This window comes from Tardiphaga robiniae (genome assembly GCF_013359755.1).
Taxonomy (GTDB): Bacteria; Pseudomonadota; Alphaproteobacteria; order Rhizobiales; family Xanthobacteraceae; genus Tardiphaga; species Tardiphaga robiniae.
Map to the genome: position 1 here is coordinate 242571 of NZ_JABMCJ010000077.1, position 17598 is coordinate 260168.

The 17598-nt window shown below is 62.8% G+C and carries 18 protein-coding genes; 1 reads left to right on the plus strand and 17 read right to left on the minus strand.

All coding sequences use genetic code 11. The features are described from left to right. The 12 genes from HP556_RS09625 to HP556_RS09680 all read right to left on the minus strand — a co-directional run bounded on the left by HP556_RS09625 (position 1) and on the right by HP556_RS09680 (position 11868). Positions 1-681, minus strand: a complete 681-nt coding sequence (locus HP556_RS09625; RefSeq protein ID WP_175366798.1) for a hypothetical protein — start codon at positions 679-681, stop codon at positions 1-3. Continuing rightward, a complete protein-coding gene (locus HP556_RS09630) occupies positions 681-2918 on the minus strand; it encodes a phage tail protein (RefSeq protein WP_175366799.1) in 2238 nt (745 codons plus the stop codon). Before HP556_RS09630 ends, HP556_RS09625 begins: the two co-directional genes overlap by 1 nt. 9 nt (positions 2919-2927) lie before the next feature. Continuing rightward, entirely contained in the window at positions 2928-3560 is a 633-nt protein-coding gene (locus tag HP556_RS09635; protein ID WP_175366800.1) for a phage connector family protein, read from the minus strand. An 18-nt stretch (positions 3561-3578) separates the two neighbouring features. Next, entirely contained in the window at positions 3579-4061 is a 483-nt protein-coding gene (locus HP556_RS09640) for a hypothetical protein (protein WP_175366801.1), read from the minus strand. Between the two features lie 84 nt (positions 4062-4145). Further along, positions 4146-5036 (minus strand): phage capsid protein, encoded by an 891-nt coding sequence (locus tag HP556_RS09645; RefSeq protein WP_175366802.1) that lies wholly within the window; start codon positions 5034-5036, stop codon positions 4146-4148. A 277-nt stretch (positions 5037-5313) separates the two neighbouring features. Next, positions 5314-5973 (minus strand): hypothetical protein, encoded by a 660-nt coding sequence (locus HP556_RS09650; protein ID WP_175366803.1) that lies wholly within the window; start codon positions 5971-5973, stop codon positions 5314-5316. Between the two features lie 44 nt (positions 5974-6017). Beyond that, complete coding sequence (locus HP556_RS09655; protein ID WP_175366804.1) at positions 6018-6995, minus strand: hypothetical protein; 978 nt, start codon at positions 6993-6995, stop codon at positions 6018-6020. Beyond that, the gene (locus tag HP556_RS09660; protein ID WP_175366805.1) at positions 6995-7294 is read right to left on the minus strand and encodes a hypothetical protein; all 300 of its coding nucleotides are present in this window, start codon (positions 7292-7294) and stop codon (positions 6995-6997) included. The genes HP556_RS09655 and HP556_RS09660 overlap by 1 nt, the downstream gene beginning before the upstream one ends. Next, a complete protein-coding gene (locus tag HP556_RS09665; RefSeq protein ID WP_175366806.1) occupies positions 7294-8907 on the minus strand; it encodes a portal protein in 1614 nt (537 codons plus the stop codon). Before HP556_RS09665 ends, HP556_RS09660 begins: the two co-directional genes overlap by 1 nt. 3 nt (positions 8908-8910) lie before the next feature. After that, a complete protein-coding gene (locus HP556_RS09670) occupies positions 8911-9282 on the minus strand; it encodes a hypothetical protein (RefSeq protein WP_175366807.1) in 372 nt (123 codons plus the stop codon). Between the two features lie 60 nt (positions 9283-9342). Further along, complete coding sequence (locus tag HP556_RS09675; protein WP_175366808.1) at positions 9343-11247, minus strand: hypothetical protein; 1905 nt, start codon at positions 11245-11247, stop codon at positions 9343-9345. 60 nt (positions 11248-11307) lie between these two features. Continuing rightward, positions 11308-11868 (minus strand): hypothetical protein, encoded by a 561-nt coding sequence (locus tag HP556_RS09680; protein WP_175366809.1) that lies wholly within the window; start codon positions 11866-11868, stop codon positions 11308-11310. A 683-nt stretch (positions 11869-12551) separates the two neighbouring features. Between HP556_RS09680 and HP556_RS09685 the strand changes: the two genes are divergently transcribed. Continuing rightward, positions 12552-12884 (plus strand): hypothetical protein, encoded by a 333-nt coding sequence (locus HP556_RS09685; protein WP_175366810.1) that lies wholly within the window; start codon positions 12552-12554, stop codon positions 12882-12884. 3 nt (positions 12885-12887) lie between these two features. Here the strand turns inward: HP556_RS09685 and HP556_RS09690 are convergent, their stop codons facing one another. The 5 genes from HP556_RS09690 to HP556_RS09710 form a co-directional block, all read right to left on the minus strand. Continuing rightward, the gene (locus tag HP556_RS09690) at positions 12888-14885 is read right to left on the minus strand and encodes a hypothetical protein (protein WP_175366811.1); all 1998 of its coding nucleotides are present in this window, start codon (positions 14883-14885) and stop codon (positions 12888-12890) included. 145 nt (positions 14886-15030) lie between these two features. After that, positions 15031-15306: a DUF2312 domain-containing protein gene (locus tag HP556_RS09695; RefSeq protein ID WP_175366812.1), complete on the minus strand. Its 276-nt coding sequence runs from the start codon at positions 15304-15306 to the stop codon at positions 15031-15033. Then, complete coding sequence (locus tag HP556_RS09700) at positions 15306-16481, minus strand: DUF7146 domain-containing protein (protein ID WP_175366813.1); 1176 nt, start codon at positions 16479-16481, stop codon at positions 15306-15308. Before HP556_RS09700 ends, HP556_RS09695 begins: the two co-directional genes overlap by 1 nt. Next, positions 16478-17149 (minus strand): helix-turn-helix domain-containing protein, encoded by a 672-nt coding sequence (locus tag HP556_RS09705; RefSeq protein WP_175366814.1) that lies wholly within the window; start codon positions 17147-17149, stop codon positions 16478-16480. The genes HP556_RS09700 and HP556_RS09705 overlap by 4 nt, the downstream gene beginning before the upstream one ends. After that, positions 17149-17583 carry a hypothetical protein gene (locus tag HP556_RS09710; RefSeq protein ID WP_175366815.1) on the minus strand — a complete coding sequence of 145 codons (435 nt, stop codon included), beginning with the start codon at positions 17581-17583 and terminating at the stop codon, positions 17149-17151. The genes HP556_RS09705 and HP556_RS09710 overlap by 1 nt, the downstream gene beginning before the upstream one ends. Between the last annotated feature and the right edge of the window lie 15 nt (positions 17584-17598).

Here is a 17598-nt window from a genome sequence, read left to right on the forward strand (position 1 = left end):
TCAGCCCGCAATGCCTGCAATGGGATCAAATCCCGGAACCGAAATTGACGGCATCGAGAAACCGCCCATGCCCTTGCCCATCGACGCCGCACCGGTCAGCAGCGACGACAACGCACCGATGCCGGCCGCGGTGCCGTCGTCATTGGACTTCGTGAACAGCGACCGCGCCTTGAGCTGCGCCGTCATCTTCTGGCCGAGCGATGAGACCACCTGCCCTTGCGCGCCTGCGGCCTGGCCGAGAATGCCGGCCTTGCGAGAACGAGCATCGGCCGCTTCCACAGCGGCATTGGCGTCGGTGATATCGAGATCCTGCGCGATACGGCCGGCCGTGATCGCCTGCATCAGCAGCGGCGACCCGAAGGTCGGATCGATATTGCGGCTGGCGAATTCAGACCGCTGCGCGGCGAGCGTGACGCGGCCCGTCTCGCTGATGCGGCTTTTTTGCAGACGCGCCTTCGCGAACGCGAAATCCTCGCCCATGCCGGCTATCTCGGCCTGTGTCGTCAGCAGGCGGCCGCTTGTCTGCGCAGTCTCGGCATTGAGGCCATAGAGATCGGCCTGCTGCAGCAGTAACTCGGCATCGGCCTTGTCTGCCCAGGCCTGCGAAGCGCCAGCGGTCAGCTTGCCGTAGGCCGACATCGCCGTGCCCGCCATCGCCACCCCGATCGTGAACGGGTTCATCAGTCATCCTCCTCGACTTCGATGACCGGCGACATGCCAAGCAGGGTCAGCGGCATTGCGTCGTCGCAGACGAGCTCGATCTGCGCTTCGTCGCGCACATTGCCCTCGATGTTCATACGGAACTGGCCTGAGATCAGGGGCGGCGCGTCGTCGTAATCGTTTGCGCCGGTCTCGACGAGATCTTCCCAGCTCTGCGCATCGGCATTGATCTGCGCAGCCGTTGCGTCGTCAGGTAGGGTTTCCTCCGGATCATAGGCGCGGATCTTGCCGCCGCCGGTATGCAGCAAGTGCACATCGACCTCGGCCACGCGCTTCTGCTTCGCCGTGGTGCCCTGCAGGTTGCGCGGCAGATCGCGCAGATAGCCGCGCACCGGCAAGCCCACCGTGATGTCGTTCGACGGGCGATCAAGCTGGATCGTACCGGACGCAACCGTCTTGCGGCTCTGCATCGCGCCGTCAGCGAATACCGCGACCTCCTGGCCTTCGAGATGGCCGAGCTGGGTGATCTGCGTAATGTTGGTGCCGGTCACCCGCAGCCCGCAGTCGACAAACCAAGCGCCTTGTGCGGTCGGGGCGTCTGGATTCTGCGGCTCAAAATAATCGGCAAGCTGCTCGACATAGCGCTTGGTGACGCCGCCGATGGTACGACGGATGATGAAATAGACTTCGTCGACGCCACTGGCGACGCCTGGAATCGCCGCGACATTCTCGACGAAGCAATTGACGCGGGGATGTCGCGCGAAGGCGATGATTTCCTGCTCCGGCATGAAGGTCGCGGAGGCGAGCGTGCCGTCATCCATCGCCATCCACAACACGCGATGCGGATCGCGCTGCCATGCCATTTCAGCGACACCGCGGCCGAAGATGCTGCGCGCGGTGACCGACAGCTCCTGCGTCTCCAGCAGCTGCTTCTGGCGGTCATACTTGCCGTAATGCATGCGCTTGCCGGTTCTGCCGATGAACATGGCGCCGCCATCGACGCGGACAGGGACATGCGGTTCAGAACCTTCCGACGTCTCCGGAAATGCGTCGATGGTCTTGGGTGTCAGCGGATCGAACACATTCGGACCGCGCAAAACCCACTCACCGTCCGCCGTTCCCAGAATGAGCGCCCCCGACGGCAGCGCCCATTTGATCTCGACGAGCGATGCATCGGGCGCACGCAGACGGATCGCGATCGCGTCGTCGTCATCAGCCAGCCCAAGATCGTGGTCGGATGGATCATCGACGGCGGAGAGCCACCCCTTGTCGCCGCGGAAGAAGCCAAGACGTGATTTGACGAAGGCCACCACTTCCGGCCAGCCCGCCGTCGACGTCCAGGCCGGCGGATACCAGCGAAAGCTGCCGGCGCCCATCAGCGAATCCGGCATTCGACCGATCACCGTCCCGGTCGCGCTGTTGGTATTACTCACAGCGGTGATGCGAACATAACCGTACCCGGAATGCAGATAGCGCCACGTCTGGTAATTATTGCCGGCAGTGACGTCGCCCTCGGTATGCACCGGCGCATTCGGACCGCTGTCCTTGCCCGACTGCATCGCCTGATACACATTGCCGTTCCAGCGACGCTGCGCGCTCAGAGCGACCGTCGCCTCCAGCGCACTCCATTGCGGCGTCAGCGAAAGGTCGCGGTCGTCGATGCGGATGACGCCGCCGACCATGCCGGTATTGAACGGAGAGCCCATCCCAGTCAGCGTAATGTTTCCGGTCGAGGCACTGGTCTGGATGGTCCGCGCAACGTCAAGGTTTTGCGCATCGACCGGGCCATTGTCGGGCGAGTAGACATCGACGGCCCAGTTGGTGTGATCGTTGCGCGTCAGCCGCTGCGGCTGCTTCAGCGACGTCACGTAGAGCTGATTGCCGGCCGGCGCCGATCGCAGGCTCGCCATATCAGCCTCAACCCATGGAACATTGAATTCGAAGATCGATGTGTTCGGGTTCTGGACAAAGCCGCCCTCGCGCACCAGGCGCGTAACACCACCGTTGACGACAAGCGTGTAATAGTCGTTTGAGGCGACCCGGAATGGCAGCAGCCGGCCGCGCTGCAGACTGTCTTTGACTTCCAGTACAAACCGCGTGCCAGGCGCGCGCGTGACGACGCCCTCGACCAGCGTGACGAAATTTTCCTGCTTTTCGAAAGCGATCTGATACTTGGCAGTGTCCGCGCGGCCGAAGAGTTTTTCCCCGAACTCGCCGCCTGCAAATGAAATCCGGTCGATCAGTCCACGGGCGCCCATGCAGCGCCCCTATCGGAAACGGCGCGAGCGACCGCGACGGGCTGCGACCCAGCCAGTGTCGGGACGCGACGGCGCGCGCGCCTTTTCCTTGCTGTCGATGCCGCCAGCGACGCTCAGTTTCTGCTGCGCCGTCGCACGCAGGCTGTCGGCATAGCTGGTCGACTTGCCGCATTTGCGAGCGCACAGCGCCGCCAGCTCGTACCCGAACTGTTCGATGAACAGCGTATCCCAGAGCCGGACCTGCTCGACGCGGCGCGTATAGCAGACGTTCGGCGCCGTGATCGAGCTGACAAGGATAGTTGCCTCGACGGCCACACCGCCGATACTGACGACGGCGTTCTCGATCGCCCAGCTGTCGTCATCGGCGCCCTCAATGAAGCGGACGCGGATGCAATCCGGCGGCATCGGGTAGCGGATCTTGAGCGTGCCGTTACTGGCTGTCACATCCGCCGCCGGCGTCGCCCAGGCCGTGGCAAAATTCCACCATTTCAGGCGAAGCGTCGCATCACGCGCCATGGCGAAGAATTGCCGGACCGCGCGCGTGCGTGTGTTGTTGTCCGACAACGTCGCAATCTCGCGCTGACCGAGATGGCCCATCGCGAGATTGGCAGCGTATTCTTCCGTCCCGCCGGTAGCGGTCATGCGACGCCCCGATCGGGTTTACTTCTTGCTGTAGAGCAAATGCCCGCTGAACGCCGCCGTCGCCGACGCGTCCGCTTTGGTGGTGAGAACCACGTCGTATTCAACGCCGGGATCGTTCGCCAAACCGAGCAGCTGCCAGAGCTGCTTGCCCGCGTCGGCAACAGGGATCGCTGCGTAAGGATCCTTGGTGCCGGCCGAGGCGAGCGTCAGACCGTCCGCGAAGATGTCGATGTCGACAACGACGCCATCCTTGTAGAGACCGATATCGACGTCCGCTGCGCCGGTGATGGCGCCATGCTTCAATGTCGACAGGCCGGTGATCGGGATCGCACTCGACGACATCTTGCCGAGATAGAATTTGGAGTTGGCGTTGTCGCCATTGGTGACGGTGACGGCGGGGACGTTGATCGCGCGCATCCGACCTTCGGCCAGCACTGCAGCAGGCAGACTGTTGATGGACGGATCCTTGAAGCCGGCAGCATATTTGGTAACGACGGCCATCGTGGCCTCCTTGATTTGATCAGCGGAAATTCGGTGAACGCAGACGCTGGTGATCGCGGGCGGCTTTCGCCGCCCGCGCCGCTGTTACGAGTTCTTGTTGAGGATCTTGACGACCTTCGCGTCTTCCGAGCGGGTCGCACCTTCCCAACCTTCGATATAGGGATGTTCGCGGTACTGCTTCGCGGGGTTCTGCTGGGACTTGATGTCCATCGGCATAAACGGACCCCAATGCATGCCGCTCTTGGCCCACAGTGCCGCCGTCGACGTCGAGCCGTCATAGTCGGTCAGCAGTTTGGTCGAGACGATCGGAATGCCGAAAATCGACTGCACGCGCTTGGCCATGTCGTCGAGCTGCGCATCCTTGCGATAATCCTTCGAGACGAAGGTGATATCGTTCCAGAGCTGCTCGACTTCCAGCGGATCGAGCGCGAGCGCCAGATCCTCGTCCTCGACTTCGATTTCGTCGGTTTCCATCAAACGCAACGCGTTGAGGATCTTCTTGACCGACATGCCGTTCGGCGTGCCGGTCGAGCCGAGATCCACAGGAACGGTGCGGCCAGCCCACGGCGTGGATACCGGCACCTCATTGCCGATCAGGCGCGGGCCGAACAAAGCCCCGCCGAGAATGCGGTTGTGCTTGCGCACGAACGCATTGACGCCGCCCTGCACATATTCCGACTTGAAGTCGGTCAGCGCCTTGATCTGATCTTCCTTCTTGATGATCTTGCCCCAGTCGATACGCGTGGGCTTGACCCAGACCGGCTCGTGGTTGCTGTCGATGTCAGGCGTGTCGCCACCTTCCGGTGCATCGAGACGCGCTTCCGAGGTGCCGATGATATCGGTCACCATCACCTGCTTGCCGCTGAGATTGTCGAGATAGGTGAAAAAGTCGTCGAATTGCCGGCGCTTCTCCTGCAACGCCAGAACGACGTTGTCGCGGTACATAATACGATGGACGTCTGTGACGGGACCCATGGTCGCCTCCGATCGAAACAAAAGAATGAGGGTTGCTTCGGTCGGGTTGCGGCGAGCGGGTGCCCGCGGGTCCGTCCTGCCGAGTAACGCTTCGGGTCAGCGGCGCGGCTTTCGCGCGGGTCAGCCGGGTCCGGCTTGCGCCGGGTTGCGGGCTCCTAAAATCGGGCCGCCGTTGCCAGCGGCCCAAGTCTAGGGAGGAAACGCCCAAGGAGGGCAGCGAGAGCGCCAGGCGCTACCGCACGTCGCAAACATAGGCGGGCCGAACCGCCGTCAAGCGTCAGCGACCGAGCCGATGCTCGATGGCCGGCACGCTTGCGTAGCTGTCGGCTGGCGTATCTGGGCCGCCGCGCTGCGCCTCGACGAAGCGCCCGTTGTCGAAGGAAAGGATCCAGTCGGCGCCGATGACGCGGTAATCGCCATCCGGCACATCGTGATCCTTCGCCGCCCTGCGCTTGTCCTTCTCCAGCTCGAACACGCCGGACGACAGGGTCGACTGCGGAATGCCGCGGGAGAATTCGATCCAGACCTTTTGAATGGCCTCGATCTGATCGTCGGACAGCTCCCCTCCCTCGGCCTTCTTTTTCGATTTCGTGCTGGCACCCGCGCGGACCGGACGCTTGGCAGTGGCCGACAGCTCCCCTCCCTCGGCCTTCTTTTTCGATTTCGTGCTGGCACCCGCGCGGACCGGACGCTTGGCAGTGGCCGACAGGTCCGCAGACGGCGGCTTCGGATCATCCGACGCGGCATCATGCTTCTCGATCAGCGCGATCGCATCGTCTCGGCTCTTCGCCGGTCCGAGGTCGATGTTTTTGTCGATGGTATATTTCAGCAGATCGTCGTCAGACATCTTTTCGAGCTCGACCCGGCGTGCGGACTTTTCCGGCGCCGTCTGCTGCTGCGTCGTGGACTGCTGAGTGGTGGATGTGGTCGCGTTCATGGTCGTCTCCTGGTGATGCCCCAATTTTCAGATGCCTGATGGCGTTACGCGGCCTTGCCGCCGCGGGCCTTCAATTCGAGTTCGGCCTTGCGCTGCATCAGCGTTTCACGCTGCGCGATCACATCCTTGTGGCGCGGATGCTGCGGATTATCCCGCGCCTTCCTGAATTCTGGATCGGAGTTCAACCGGTTGAGTTCGGCGGACAGGCCCGCAACGGTTTCGGTCTGGAAGCCGCCTCCGCCGCCACCACCTGCGCCGGGCAACTTGTCCTCGCCGATCAGCTTGCCGATGTTGGCGAACAACTTGGCCGTGCGCGGCGAACCGATCGCGGCCGCGACCTCCTCCGGCTTGAAGTCTTCGCCGCCGAACGACGCAAAGGCACGCTTCGCCAGTTCGATATTCGTGTTGTAGTCCGCGCCCCAATCCTGCCGCAGCTTGTTATCGAGATCTCGCTTTGCTGCGGCGCCGCGCGTCGCGGCATCCTTGTGCTGCTTGCGCTCCATTTCGTGCATCGCATTGAACAGCGCTTCGGCCTGAAACGCCGGCACCTTCGCCGCATGCGCAGCGGTGACGAATTCGCTGAAGGCCGCTTCGTCGAAGCTCTCGCCCTCCCCGACCTGTGGCTTGGTGATCGCGTACTTTTCGCGGTCAGGATTCCAGCCGAGTTCGGTGAAGCCCTCCCAGCCCTTTACGTTCTTCGGGTCTGGCTTGGGCAACACGTTGCGATCGCGCGCGAGCTTCGAGCCCTCGCGACCTGCTTTAAGAGTTTCGCCGAGATCCGGAAACTTGCGCTCCTCGATCCATGCGACAGTGTCGGCGTCGAAGTTGTGCGAGGAATACCATGGACCGCTCTGCTGCTGGCCGCCGCCACCTTGGCCGCCGCCGTTGTTCTGTCCTCCGCCTCCCTGCCCGCCATTGCCCTGCCCACCCGAGCCGCCGTCACCGCCGCCGCCACCCGCGCCGCCATCAACGTTGCGCAGCATTGCAGCGCCCATCATGTATTGCCGAACGAAATCAGGCATCACTTCTCTCCTGGGTTGGATGGTCGCTTCTCGATCTGCTGCCACAGCAGGTCGATGTCGGCTCGCGCCATCTTGAAAATTTCAATGGCCAGCTGCCGCCGGCCTTCCTCGATCCACGCCTGTCGATCGTTCTCGGCGCGGATTGGTACGAACAGGTTTGCGCGTAGCGCGATGTCGGCCAGCAACTCCGGCTTGGTGCTCAGACTGCGATACTGTTCGAGCACGACGCGGCGGCGCACCACGTCGGGCCACATCTGGCGAAACCAGTTCGGCGCAAGATCGTACAGGCGGCGGATCATCACGACGCCTTTCTGCCGCGCGCCAGCGTCTGTGCCTGCGCAGCATGTGCATTGGTCGCGGCGATCTCGGATGATTGCGCCTGGTTCGCCAGTTCGATCTGCTGCTGCTGTGCAGCCGCACGCTGCTGGCGCTTCTGTGCGACCACACGCGGGTCCAGCTTCACATTCGGCTCACCCGTCATCGCCTCATGCAACACGTCGGACACGCCGTCGCTGTCGATGTCGTCCAGCCAGCTCGGATCCTGCGTGCGCTCGGCGATGCCAACCTTGACATTCACCCAGCTCATCACGCCCTGCGCACGCTCGGCCTGCTGCGCCTTGGTGAAGGGCGAAATAAATTTCGGCGAGAGCTGCTGCCCTTCCAGTTCCGGCGGCGGCGGCGCTATCATGCCCATGCGGGCAAGAATGTTGGCGCGCCGCGCGATGAAACCGCCGACGCCGCGATAGACACGGGTCAGGTTCGGCGCCAGCATCTTCAACTCGTCGACCTTGTAGCTGTCGACTTCAGCGGCGGTCATCTGTGGGCGTGCCTGCAGCACATCGGTCAGCCCGAAGCGGAACGCCTTCTTGACCTGCATGCGCAGGTCCTGAATGTACTGCAGCGCCAGCACCGGATTTTCGCCGCGCTTGATCGGCGCGACCGGCGGGCGCCCGCCTTGCAACGCCGCACCGTAGATGGTGTTGCCCGGGATCATGTCGGCCACGCTCATGATGTCTTCGTCGGCGGCCCACATCATCGGCTCGGCCTCGAACTGCAGGCCGATGATTGTGGATCGCGCAGCCTCATCGAGACCGCGCATATCCGAGAGCGCGTTATCCCCCGGCCCGGTTGCCCAGCTGCGGCCGCTGCGCATATTCCAGGTCAGCTCATGGCACGGCAATTCGTTGTAGCCGGCGCGCTCCTGATAGAAGTCGCGCTTGTCCGGCGATACGACGCAGGAGCGCCAGATCTTACCGCGCGGACCGAGTGCGCCCGGCACATAGTGCTCGTTGCGGGCGATGACGTGGATGAAGACGGCTTCCTCACCGTCGCGCATCCGCGGCCCGTTGCCGTTGAACTCGAAATGGGCCTGTCGCGCGGTCAGGCGAAATTCGCGGTTGAGCGCAAAGGTATCGCCGTTTGCATCCACCAGTTTATAGATTTCGCCGATCGGCCGCGCATTCGACATGATCTTGCGCTGACCGACCATCTCTTCCTGCCAGAGATGACCGTTGCCGAAGGCCGACATGTCGCCGAACCATGCTGGCGCCGACAGATAGAAGTTGTCGTAAGCTGGATTGAGCGATGTCAGGATCGCCGAACTGTAGTTCCACAGCCATGACTTGACCGGCTTGAACTTGGCAAGATCGTCGTCCTCGATCCCGATCCAGCACCAGCGCTCCGCCGGGTTGATCGCCTTGACGAACATACCGCCGGCGAAATCATCAGACGCATAGAGCGGCGTGCTGTCGAACGGATCGTCGCCGTTGTCGCGGTCGCGCTTCTCGGTAGCGTTGAAGCTCTGATTGTCGGGCCGCAGGAAGCGCGCGAGATCACGCCAGCGCGGTTCCTCCTGCTGGCGCTCGTTGCGCATCTGCTGGTGTTCGGGCTCGAAGTCGTTCCATGCGGACATGCGCTACTGGCCCGACAAGACGCGAAAGCCAGTCGGCGCCGCACCCAACTTTTTCGATAGGCCGATGCCGAATGGCGATGTGGATTGTAGTTTGCGCTGCCGGTTTTCCCCGGCGACACGGGCGCTCTCGCTGTCGAGTGGACTCAAGAGGGCCGCTTCGCTTTTGGCGATGGCGGCCTTCTGCGATGCGAGCGCATCATCCGCTGCCTTCTGGGCTATCGCATTCGACGCCTTGAGCGCATTGGTTTGCTCAGTCAGGGCGAGCTGAGTGGAAGCCGCCGACGCCGCCGCGTTCGCCGCAGCGACGTCATTGGCGTGCGGGTCCGGCAGATCGATGCCGAGCACGTCGTCAACTAGCCAACTGAAGAAGCCCATGGGTCGCTCCGCGAGATCAGGAGGCGGAAGCTAGACCCGGAGGGCGGTCGTCAAGCGTGGTCAGCGGGCACGGCGCACCGGATTGTAACGCTTCGCGGTGCGGTTTTTCTCGCGCACCTTGGTGCGAGCTTCCCGCATGTCGGTCTTGCGCTTACGGGCGGCATCGGTGCCACATTCCATCATCGCGTATTGCTCGGCATCGGCGACGTGGGTGTCGAAGCTGGGTTTGACCGACGAAATATCGTTCGATCCCTGCAGCTTGCGGAATTGATAGGTCTGTCGCTTGCCGCGGATCAGGCCCTTGCAGGAGGGATCGAGCAGGTAGTTGCGGCCAGGCGGACCGATCTTGTCGCGCACCGCATCCCAGCGACGGCCGGTCTGGTTCGATACCGCCAATTCAACCTTACGGCCGAGCTTGTCGGCCAGGCGCTGACGGTCGGACCCCTTCGAGACACGCTGCTCGCTCTGGATCTCGGTGTCCTTATCCTCGCCGGCGACCATCGCCGGATCGCAGACGGTGTGGAAATCGCAGCCGCGGAAGTCCCGCGCCTCCAGCGCCAGCATCGCCGCCGCCAGTTCCTCGATCCCACCGCGCTCGAGCGCGATCTCGCGCAGACTGCGCCATTGCCCGTCGGGCATCTCCTGGCCGTAGACCGCCGCCGGCGTCAGTCCGCCGTCGCAGCCGATGACGACTGGCAAGGCCGGCTCCGGCTTCAGCGTGACCTTCGACAGATGCAGATCTTCGTCGAATTTATCATAGACCAGATCGGCAGCCCGCGTGATGCCTGGCTTGGCGTGCACCATGCGGCGGATGTACCAGGGATTGGCTCGGTTCATCGCGATGATCTGCTCGTAATACGACCGATCGCCGCCATGCGCCTGCAGATTTTCCGCGCCTTCGTCCATGCCGCCGGGCTGCTTGAACAACATGTAGGGCGGTTCGAGCTTTTCCCAGAAGATCGGATAGGTCCAGTTTTCCACATCCGGCGCGTTGAGATCGCCGAAGATCCGCCCGGTGCGCTTGATGACTTCGCGCGGAGGTTCGCGGCCGACAGCACGCGATAGGCCGATCAGCAGTTCATGCGGCAGCGTGTCGATCTCGCCGAGCTGCACATCCGTGAATTCCAGGCCGCGCAAATCCTCCGGGTCCGCATCCTCGCCGTGCGCGAGGAACTGCGTCGTCATGTGGATGCGCCCGAACTTGTCGTCGAAGAACAGATCGTGCCGCGCCGCGCGCGGACTGGCGCCCGACCACTTCGAGCCAGCAAAGTCCTTCGGAAATAATTTCCAGTGGGAGGGGATTGCGGCTTTCCACAACGCGTCGTACTTTTGTCGGAAGTTGCCGAGCACATATCGGCGCACCCCGTCCGACCCGGGATAGATCCTTTGAGCTTCGACCAATCCTTTTTTCTCGCTGGCGATAGTCTTTCCGCTGCCTACAGGGCCGCAGATGACACTGATCGCGTTCGTCGAGAGAATGTAGGCGTCGCTCACCGGGCCGGCGCTACGCAGCAGGTTGATCTTTCCCGTGCGCTCACCCTTGTGAATTTCCGCGACGACTTCCGGGTTCTGTTTTCGAAACTCGTCGTCGGCTTCGAGATAGCTCATCTGATTTTTGTACGGGTCGGCATTGCCGAGCGCATCAGCGAGCGACGTATCGCTTAAAGGGATCGGCGTGGTCATGAGCCCGCGCCCCCACGCCCCGGGCGAAGAACACAACTGACGCGATTTTTTTTGAACCCTGTCACCGACAAAGGCGGGAGTTGGTCGAGGGCTCGAAAAAATCTCAGGAGAGCACCGCGGGGAGACCGCGCGTCGGGATTTTGGGGGTGCCCCGCCCGGGCGACCCCGGGGGGTAGGGTCGCGAATTCGAGCGCGCCGGCCAGGCGAGACCGCACCGGCCGGCGCACTGAGCCGCGGCGGATCCGACCCCGCGCGGCGATCGCCGACCTGCCCCTTGAGCAACAGGCCGGTGATTTGGGATCAGCGGCCTGACGACGCCAAGCCGCTGATGTAGTTGAGCTATCATTCGTCGTGCGACACGTCGCTGTGCGACACGCGCGGCGTGACGTCCAGCATCCGTTGATTTCGTTGATCTTTTTCATGCTGTGTCGGATCGCCCTCGCTGCGCAGCCAGGGCGGCAGCTCGTGGCCATCCATCCCAACGCGAGCGCCACCATGCCCGTGAAACTCGACCGTCAAGCCAGGCACCGCCTTGCCGGTGTCGTCGACAGGAGCCTGCTTCGCGTAGAAATACGGCCGCAGGTCGCTGCGGATCTTCTCCAGCAGCTGCGCAGCCTCCAGCATGGTGCATTTGAGATCGGCGGCGAGCGTGGCAGGCGTGTGCATCGCCATGCGCGCGCTCTCCAGCATCGGATCGCCTATGGTGTCGCGGATGAAATCGAGCATCTGGCGCGTGGTTTTGTTCTTCGCGCCAGGCGGACGGCCCGCGCGATCGCGCCTGATCGCCTCAGTCATGCGGTGATGACGGCCTGCGTCGTCGACCTTGTTGAAGCGCGAGGGCGGCAGCATCTCGATCTGCTCCTCGACCTTGCCGCCGGCCGATCGCGCCTCCGCGCGCGCCACCGCCGAAATCACTGCGTCCGAAGCGCCACTTTTCGCCATTCGCGTCGAAGCTCCTGAATTTAGATCAATATTTTATTCTGGTCGAAGCCGTCGTCATGCGAGCAACGCAGGGCATCAGCCAAGTGTCTACGGGTGTCTATTTGAGTGTCTACGCTCAAGCCTTTGCACCACCTTCCCTTTCTCTATTTCTAGACAACTAGACACTTAGACACCAACATCCCCATATGCGCGCGCGCGAGCGCGCATATGCGAGGGCTAACGGTGTCTAAGTGTCTAAGTGTCTGATATCGGAGATTGCTTTGATAGTTCAGGCTCTTGCGCCTAGACACCTGAATAGACACCGCGCCGGAGAGGTGTCTAACACCCGCGCCCATCGCCCTCGCAACGAACGCTGGAGGACGCTGGCACGCATCCGATGCCGTCAAGCGTGCTGTGATTTTTGCCTGCTTCTAGAAAAGAGCCTGCGCGATGCGCGTGGCGCGGAAAGCGCGGCATTCGCGAGCTATGCAAACGCGCATTTCGCGCAGTCATTCTTTACAGCCTTCGGGCGCGGGCGCGGGCGCGGGCGCGGGGAAATCACCCATTTACCCTTGTGCTACAGGCGTATTCTGCGAATTTCCGAGCGTGAGAGAATCACCCCGCAATGGGCGTGGGCGGAGGCGAAGATGCGAACAGGAATGGTGATGGCTGCGCTGCTGGCGGCGAGCGTAACGGGCGTGGGCGCGGCACCTGCGTCGGTCTATCCTGGCGAGGGCGCCTGCCGACAATGGACGTATGGGAAAGACAAGATCGACGACCTCGGCGTCGACGACACCCAGCAGGCCGCCTACAGTTATTGGCTAGGCGGTTTCTTCGACGCGGCGGCCGTGACGCGCGGCTATAAGCTTCCGGATCACCTCGATCGCGGCGCTTTTCTCAACGATCTGTGGGCCTATTGCAAAGCATTCCCCGACGAGCGACTGCCGCGCGCGTCTACGCTCATATTGTTGCGGATGACGACCAAGCCGAAAGGCTGATCCTCACTTCTCCGGCGCCTGGTGGTAGCGATCAAGCACCACGAGCGTGCAGCGCTGCTGGACACCGTCGATCACCACCCGGTTGATCTCGCTGCGGCCGATCATGACGCCGGCGATCGGGCACTGTCTCAGTGCGTCCTTCCAGCCGCCGAGCTGCCAATCGCTGCCCTCAAGGTGCTTTGACACCTTGTTGGACTTGTTCGGCACCGCCAGCACCCAGCCCGCCTCCGGCAGACCGAACTCCTGCAGCGCCGCCTCCTGCTTGATCTGGATGCCCTTCTGCGCCGCTGCGCGGATCACCGTCGCGACCACCTCCCGTGTATTGAGCAGGCCGAAGCCCGCGATATTGATCTCCTGCTTCGCCTTGTCGCGCGAGACGCGGGCTTCATCGGATGCGGCCATGCCATCAGCGTCGACTGTCCGCAACTCCTGCAGCACCTGGCCAATGGTGTTGTGGCTCGAATTTCGCCATTCCTTCACCGTCGTCGTTAGGATGCGATCCAGGCACTGACGGTAGTTCGGCGTCGCATCTTCGACTTCCGGCAGGCTGTCGATCGACAAGTGCTCCGTCCACCACCGCTCCTCCTCCGGGCCGACCTTGACGCCCATCTCGCCGGCGAGCTCGTCGCCCAGCATCATCGCGGCGCAGGCCAGCAGTGTGCCATAGGTGTCCTGGCCGCGCTTGTCGTGGCCGCCTTGCTTCAGCGCCTCCGCGAAGCGCTCATACTGGTATTTGAAGCCCTGCCCGTTGTCGCCCCAAGCGCGCATCATCTGCGCCAGCACCTTCGGGCCGGCCGTGTCGGCGTTGATCGACTCCGGCTTCTCGCTGTCCTTGTCGAAGGGCAGCATGCGGAGCACCGCGACGCGCGATAGATCCGCCGCGGTGTGCAGCGGGTTGTTGATCGCCGAGAACAGAAATGCCGAGCGCATCTGGTAGGCGTTCGCAGTGCCGTCCGAGGATCCGCGCCGTCCGATCGCGCCCGATGCCGAGGAGCGCATCAGATCCGCGATGTTCGAGGCCTTGCGGGCATCCATACCCGGCTCCATTTCGTCGAGCGCGACGGCGCGGCTGTCGTGGCCCATGGCCTGATAGATGCCGGCGGCCGTGCTGTCGCTTGAATGGAACAGTGCATCGCCGAACAACACCTTGAGCGTGTTCTGCAGCGTCGATTTGCCGGTGCCCTTGTCGCCGAGCAGCAGTGCCGAGGGGCGCCAGTCGAGCGCGCCGCCGAGATAGGCGCCACCGATCCAGCCGAGCAGCAGCACCGGGTCAACGTCGGGCCGCAGCCACTTGCTCTTGCGGAAGCCTGCCAACAGCGCCTTGGCCGGATTGTCCTCCGCTGTCAGTTCTTCAGTCCAGGGCGCGGGCAGCGCCGACAGATGAGGGTAGAGATTGCCTTCGTGCACACCTGTCGGCATCTCGACGAATTTGCCGCGCTCGCATTTCCAAAGGCAGTCGCCGGCGTGATAGACGAGATTGCCGGACTTGAACGTCCAGCTGCCGCGACCGCGCATCTTGTTCTCAGGGGAGAAGAAGCCCTTGCGCGAGCAGGCGAGGAACAGCATTTCCTTGATGTCATCAGCTTCGAACGAGACGATTTCGCTTTCCTTGATGATCTCCTGCGTCTTCGGATTCCTGATTTCCTTCGACCGGCGCGGATGGATGAACTTCGGATAATTCGGCGTCGCTGAAAACAGGTCCTGTATGCCGACCTGGTTGAGCTTTTCCGCCTTCAGCGCGCGGAACTGGCCCCGGCTGTCGATGAAGTAATAGACGTCGCCCTCGTAGCCGATCGGCTCAACCGGGCTTTCGACGCCCGGATCCTTCGGCATGCCGTAGAGATCTGGCTGCCATTCGCCGGCTTTGACGCCGCCACGCGGCAGAAACGGCAGCGGGTCGCGATGCTGCTGGGCGCGCAGCCGCTCGATCTCGCGAGCAGCTGCGCCGAAGGCAACGACATTGGCCCGCTGGCCGGCAGTGGTCTTGGTGGTATCGGACATTCCCGCCGTTTCACTTTTGAGCAGCGCCATCGCCGCTCGTCTCGCCTGTACGCTCGCGCGCCCTCTTGCGGGCGCGGTATTCACGGCGCTGCTGTGTTAGTTTGCGCTTGCGCCGCTCTTTTCCGGATTTGTGCTTGGCCACTGGCTACAGCATGCCTATGGCTTGCAGATAGGTTTCGAGGATCGTTTCCTGCTCGGCGCGCTCGTTGGCGTCCTGCTTGCGCATGCGGATAACAGTGCGCAGCGCTTTGACGTCATAGCCGTTGCCCTTGGCCTCGCCGTAGACGTCGTTGATATCATCGCTGATCGTCTTTTTTTCCTCCTCCAGCCGCTCGATCCGTTCGATGATCGCTTTCAGCTGCTCCTTTGCAAATGAATGCGTGGCCTGGTCGTCCAATACTGCCGCTGCCGATGTCGCCATCAGGTTTCACCCCTCAATGTGTCGTTCAGATCCTTGCCGCCATAGGCGGCGACTGTTGCGACCATCCGCCCGGTCGCCCGCATCGCTGCCATGCCGCGCTCAAATTGCGCGATCGCAGCAGGTTTCAGCCAATCGTTTTGTTGATGCACGATGACGCTGTCGACGAAGCCCGGCAGCCGGCCGGCGACGTGCTCCATGTTCGACAGCGAGATCATCGGCCAAGTCCGGTATTGCGGCGCGGCCAGGACAGCGGACAGCCCGTCTTCGTTGCCCTCGGTGTGCACCATCGTCTCGACCAGGCCGTGCTGCGTGTACATCTCGGCCGCTTCCGGCACGCTGCGGTGCCCTTCGCCGCGCCATAGCGGGATGACGGCGCCGGCCGAGGACGGAAATACTTTGCGCGCCTTCTGCGCCGTGCCGTCGGGCGCGGGTGGCAGGTTCAATTTGTCGCTGCCGTCATCGGTCAGCCATGTCTGATGCACCGCGACGATCCGCATGTCGGCATCGACGCAGCAGGCGATCATGCAGGGATGGAAGCTCTCGCCAATCTTGTTGCCGCCCTTGTCGCGCTGGACGTATTTATGCCGCGGGATAAATCGCAGCGCTGCCGGCGCCAGGTTTCCCCCGCGCGGGCCAATGAACGGCGCTTTGCGCAGATCCACGGCGCGGGCTTCGCGCAGATAAACCTCACCGAGCGTGCCGAGGATAGGCACGGCAGTCTTGACGAACAGCTGGAATGCCCATTGCTGCTGCCGCTTCAGTTCGGCATCGGCGTCGGTCTTGTGCTTCTCGCGCGCCGCCTGGGCGTTGGCGCGATCCTTCTCCAATTGTTCCTTGCTGATCGTGCTGTCGAGGCCGAGGCGGTCCATCGCATAGCGCGCGGCCTCGTCGGCGCCGCGGTTCTTCAGCTGGAACCAGCCGTTGCAATAGGCGATCAGCTCCAGCGATCGGCCGCGATAGCTACTGTCGGTGTAGTTCTTCCACGACAGTCCGTCGCCTTTGATCCAGATCGCGAAGTTTTGGCTGCCCTGCCCGCGCGGATCGTCGATCAAGATCGTGCCGCCCTTTTTCGACGGCAGCTTGATACGACAGAGATCCAGCACGTCCTCCGGTCGCCCGTCGAGAATGTTTTTTAGATCCTGCCAGCCCTGGCCGGTACGCAGATCGATGCTCACGCCTGCACCTGCAGCAGAACGGCGGTCAATGCCTGGTCAACCTCGTTGCCGTCCTCGCGGCGCTCCTCGACCTGGTCGCGCGCGAATTTGATATTGGCGCGGGTGTCGCCAAGCGCGCGGCCGAGATCTGCATTTCCCACCTGCAGCTCGACGGCTGTGATGTAGATCGCCATCTGCCGGATCCGTGCCGCCTGCAGCCAGAGCGGGTTCGACGGGCGCTGCACCTTGAAGTCAGTGGCAAGCAAGGTGGCGATGTCGAATTTGAGGTGCATCGCCAGGAACTGCATCACCAGGCGATGAAACGCCGCGACCACCTGCGGCGGCTTCGTCGATCGCGGCGCATCGAGCGCGGCGTTTAGCTTGGTCAGGGTCGATGACATCGGAGCCCGGGCACCCCGCCGAAGATCTCGCCAAGTCCAGATGCTGACGCCAGCGAGCCGAGCGAAAGCATCGTGCGGCAGTCCAGCCGCTTCGCGCCGGCGATTGATCGCGACGATGCGTGGATCGGTGACGCTTGACGAAGCAGAGGGTGCGGCGACGATCTTGCGAATTTCTTTCAGGCTTGACGAAGCAGAGGGCGACACCACGCTTGACGAAGCAGAGGGCGCGCACCAGCGCGGGTCCTTCGCGAGATCCGTATCCACGATGATGTCGAGCTGCGCGTTCATCAGAAGCTGTCATCCTCTTGAGTTGAAATCGCGGGCTTCGGATCTTCGATGCCCATGGCGTTGAGCGCGTCACTGACGACCTGCTCGAAATTGTCCGACGTGACGACAGGCCGGTGATCGACGGCTAGCTGCTCGGCGCGGCAGAGGATGTCGCGGGCCTTCCACTTCGGATCAATCTCGACAAGCGTGGGGATCGCATCAACGGCATCGCGATTGATGTGCGTGACGTTCAGAGGCGAGATATCCGTGAACTCCGGATAGCAGTGCTCGTCCTCGTCGTACTCCAACTGATCGTGATTGACCGTGTCGAATGTCGGCGTGCCATAGAGCCAGTGGCCGAAACGGCGCGTGAAAACAGCTTCAGCAAGGCTGCCCATGCATCGCGTGAATGTGAGGGTATCACCTGGGCGCACGTACTGATCGATGATCGCCATGCGCGCCTTTTCCGC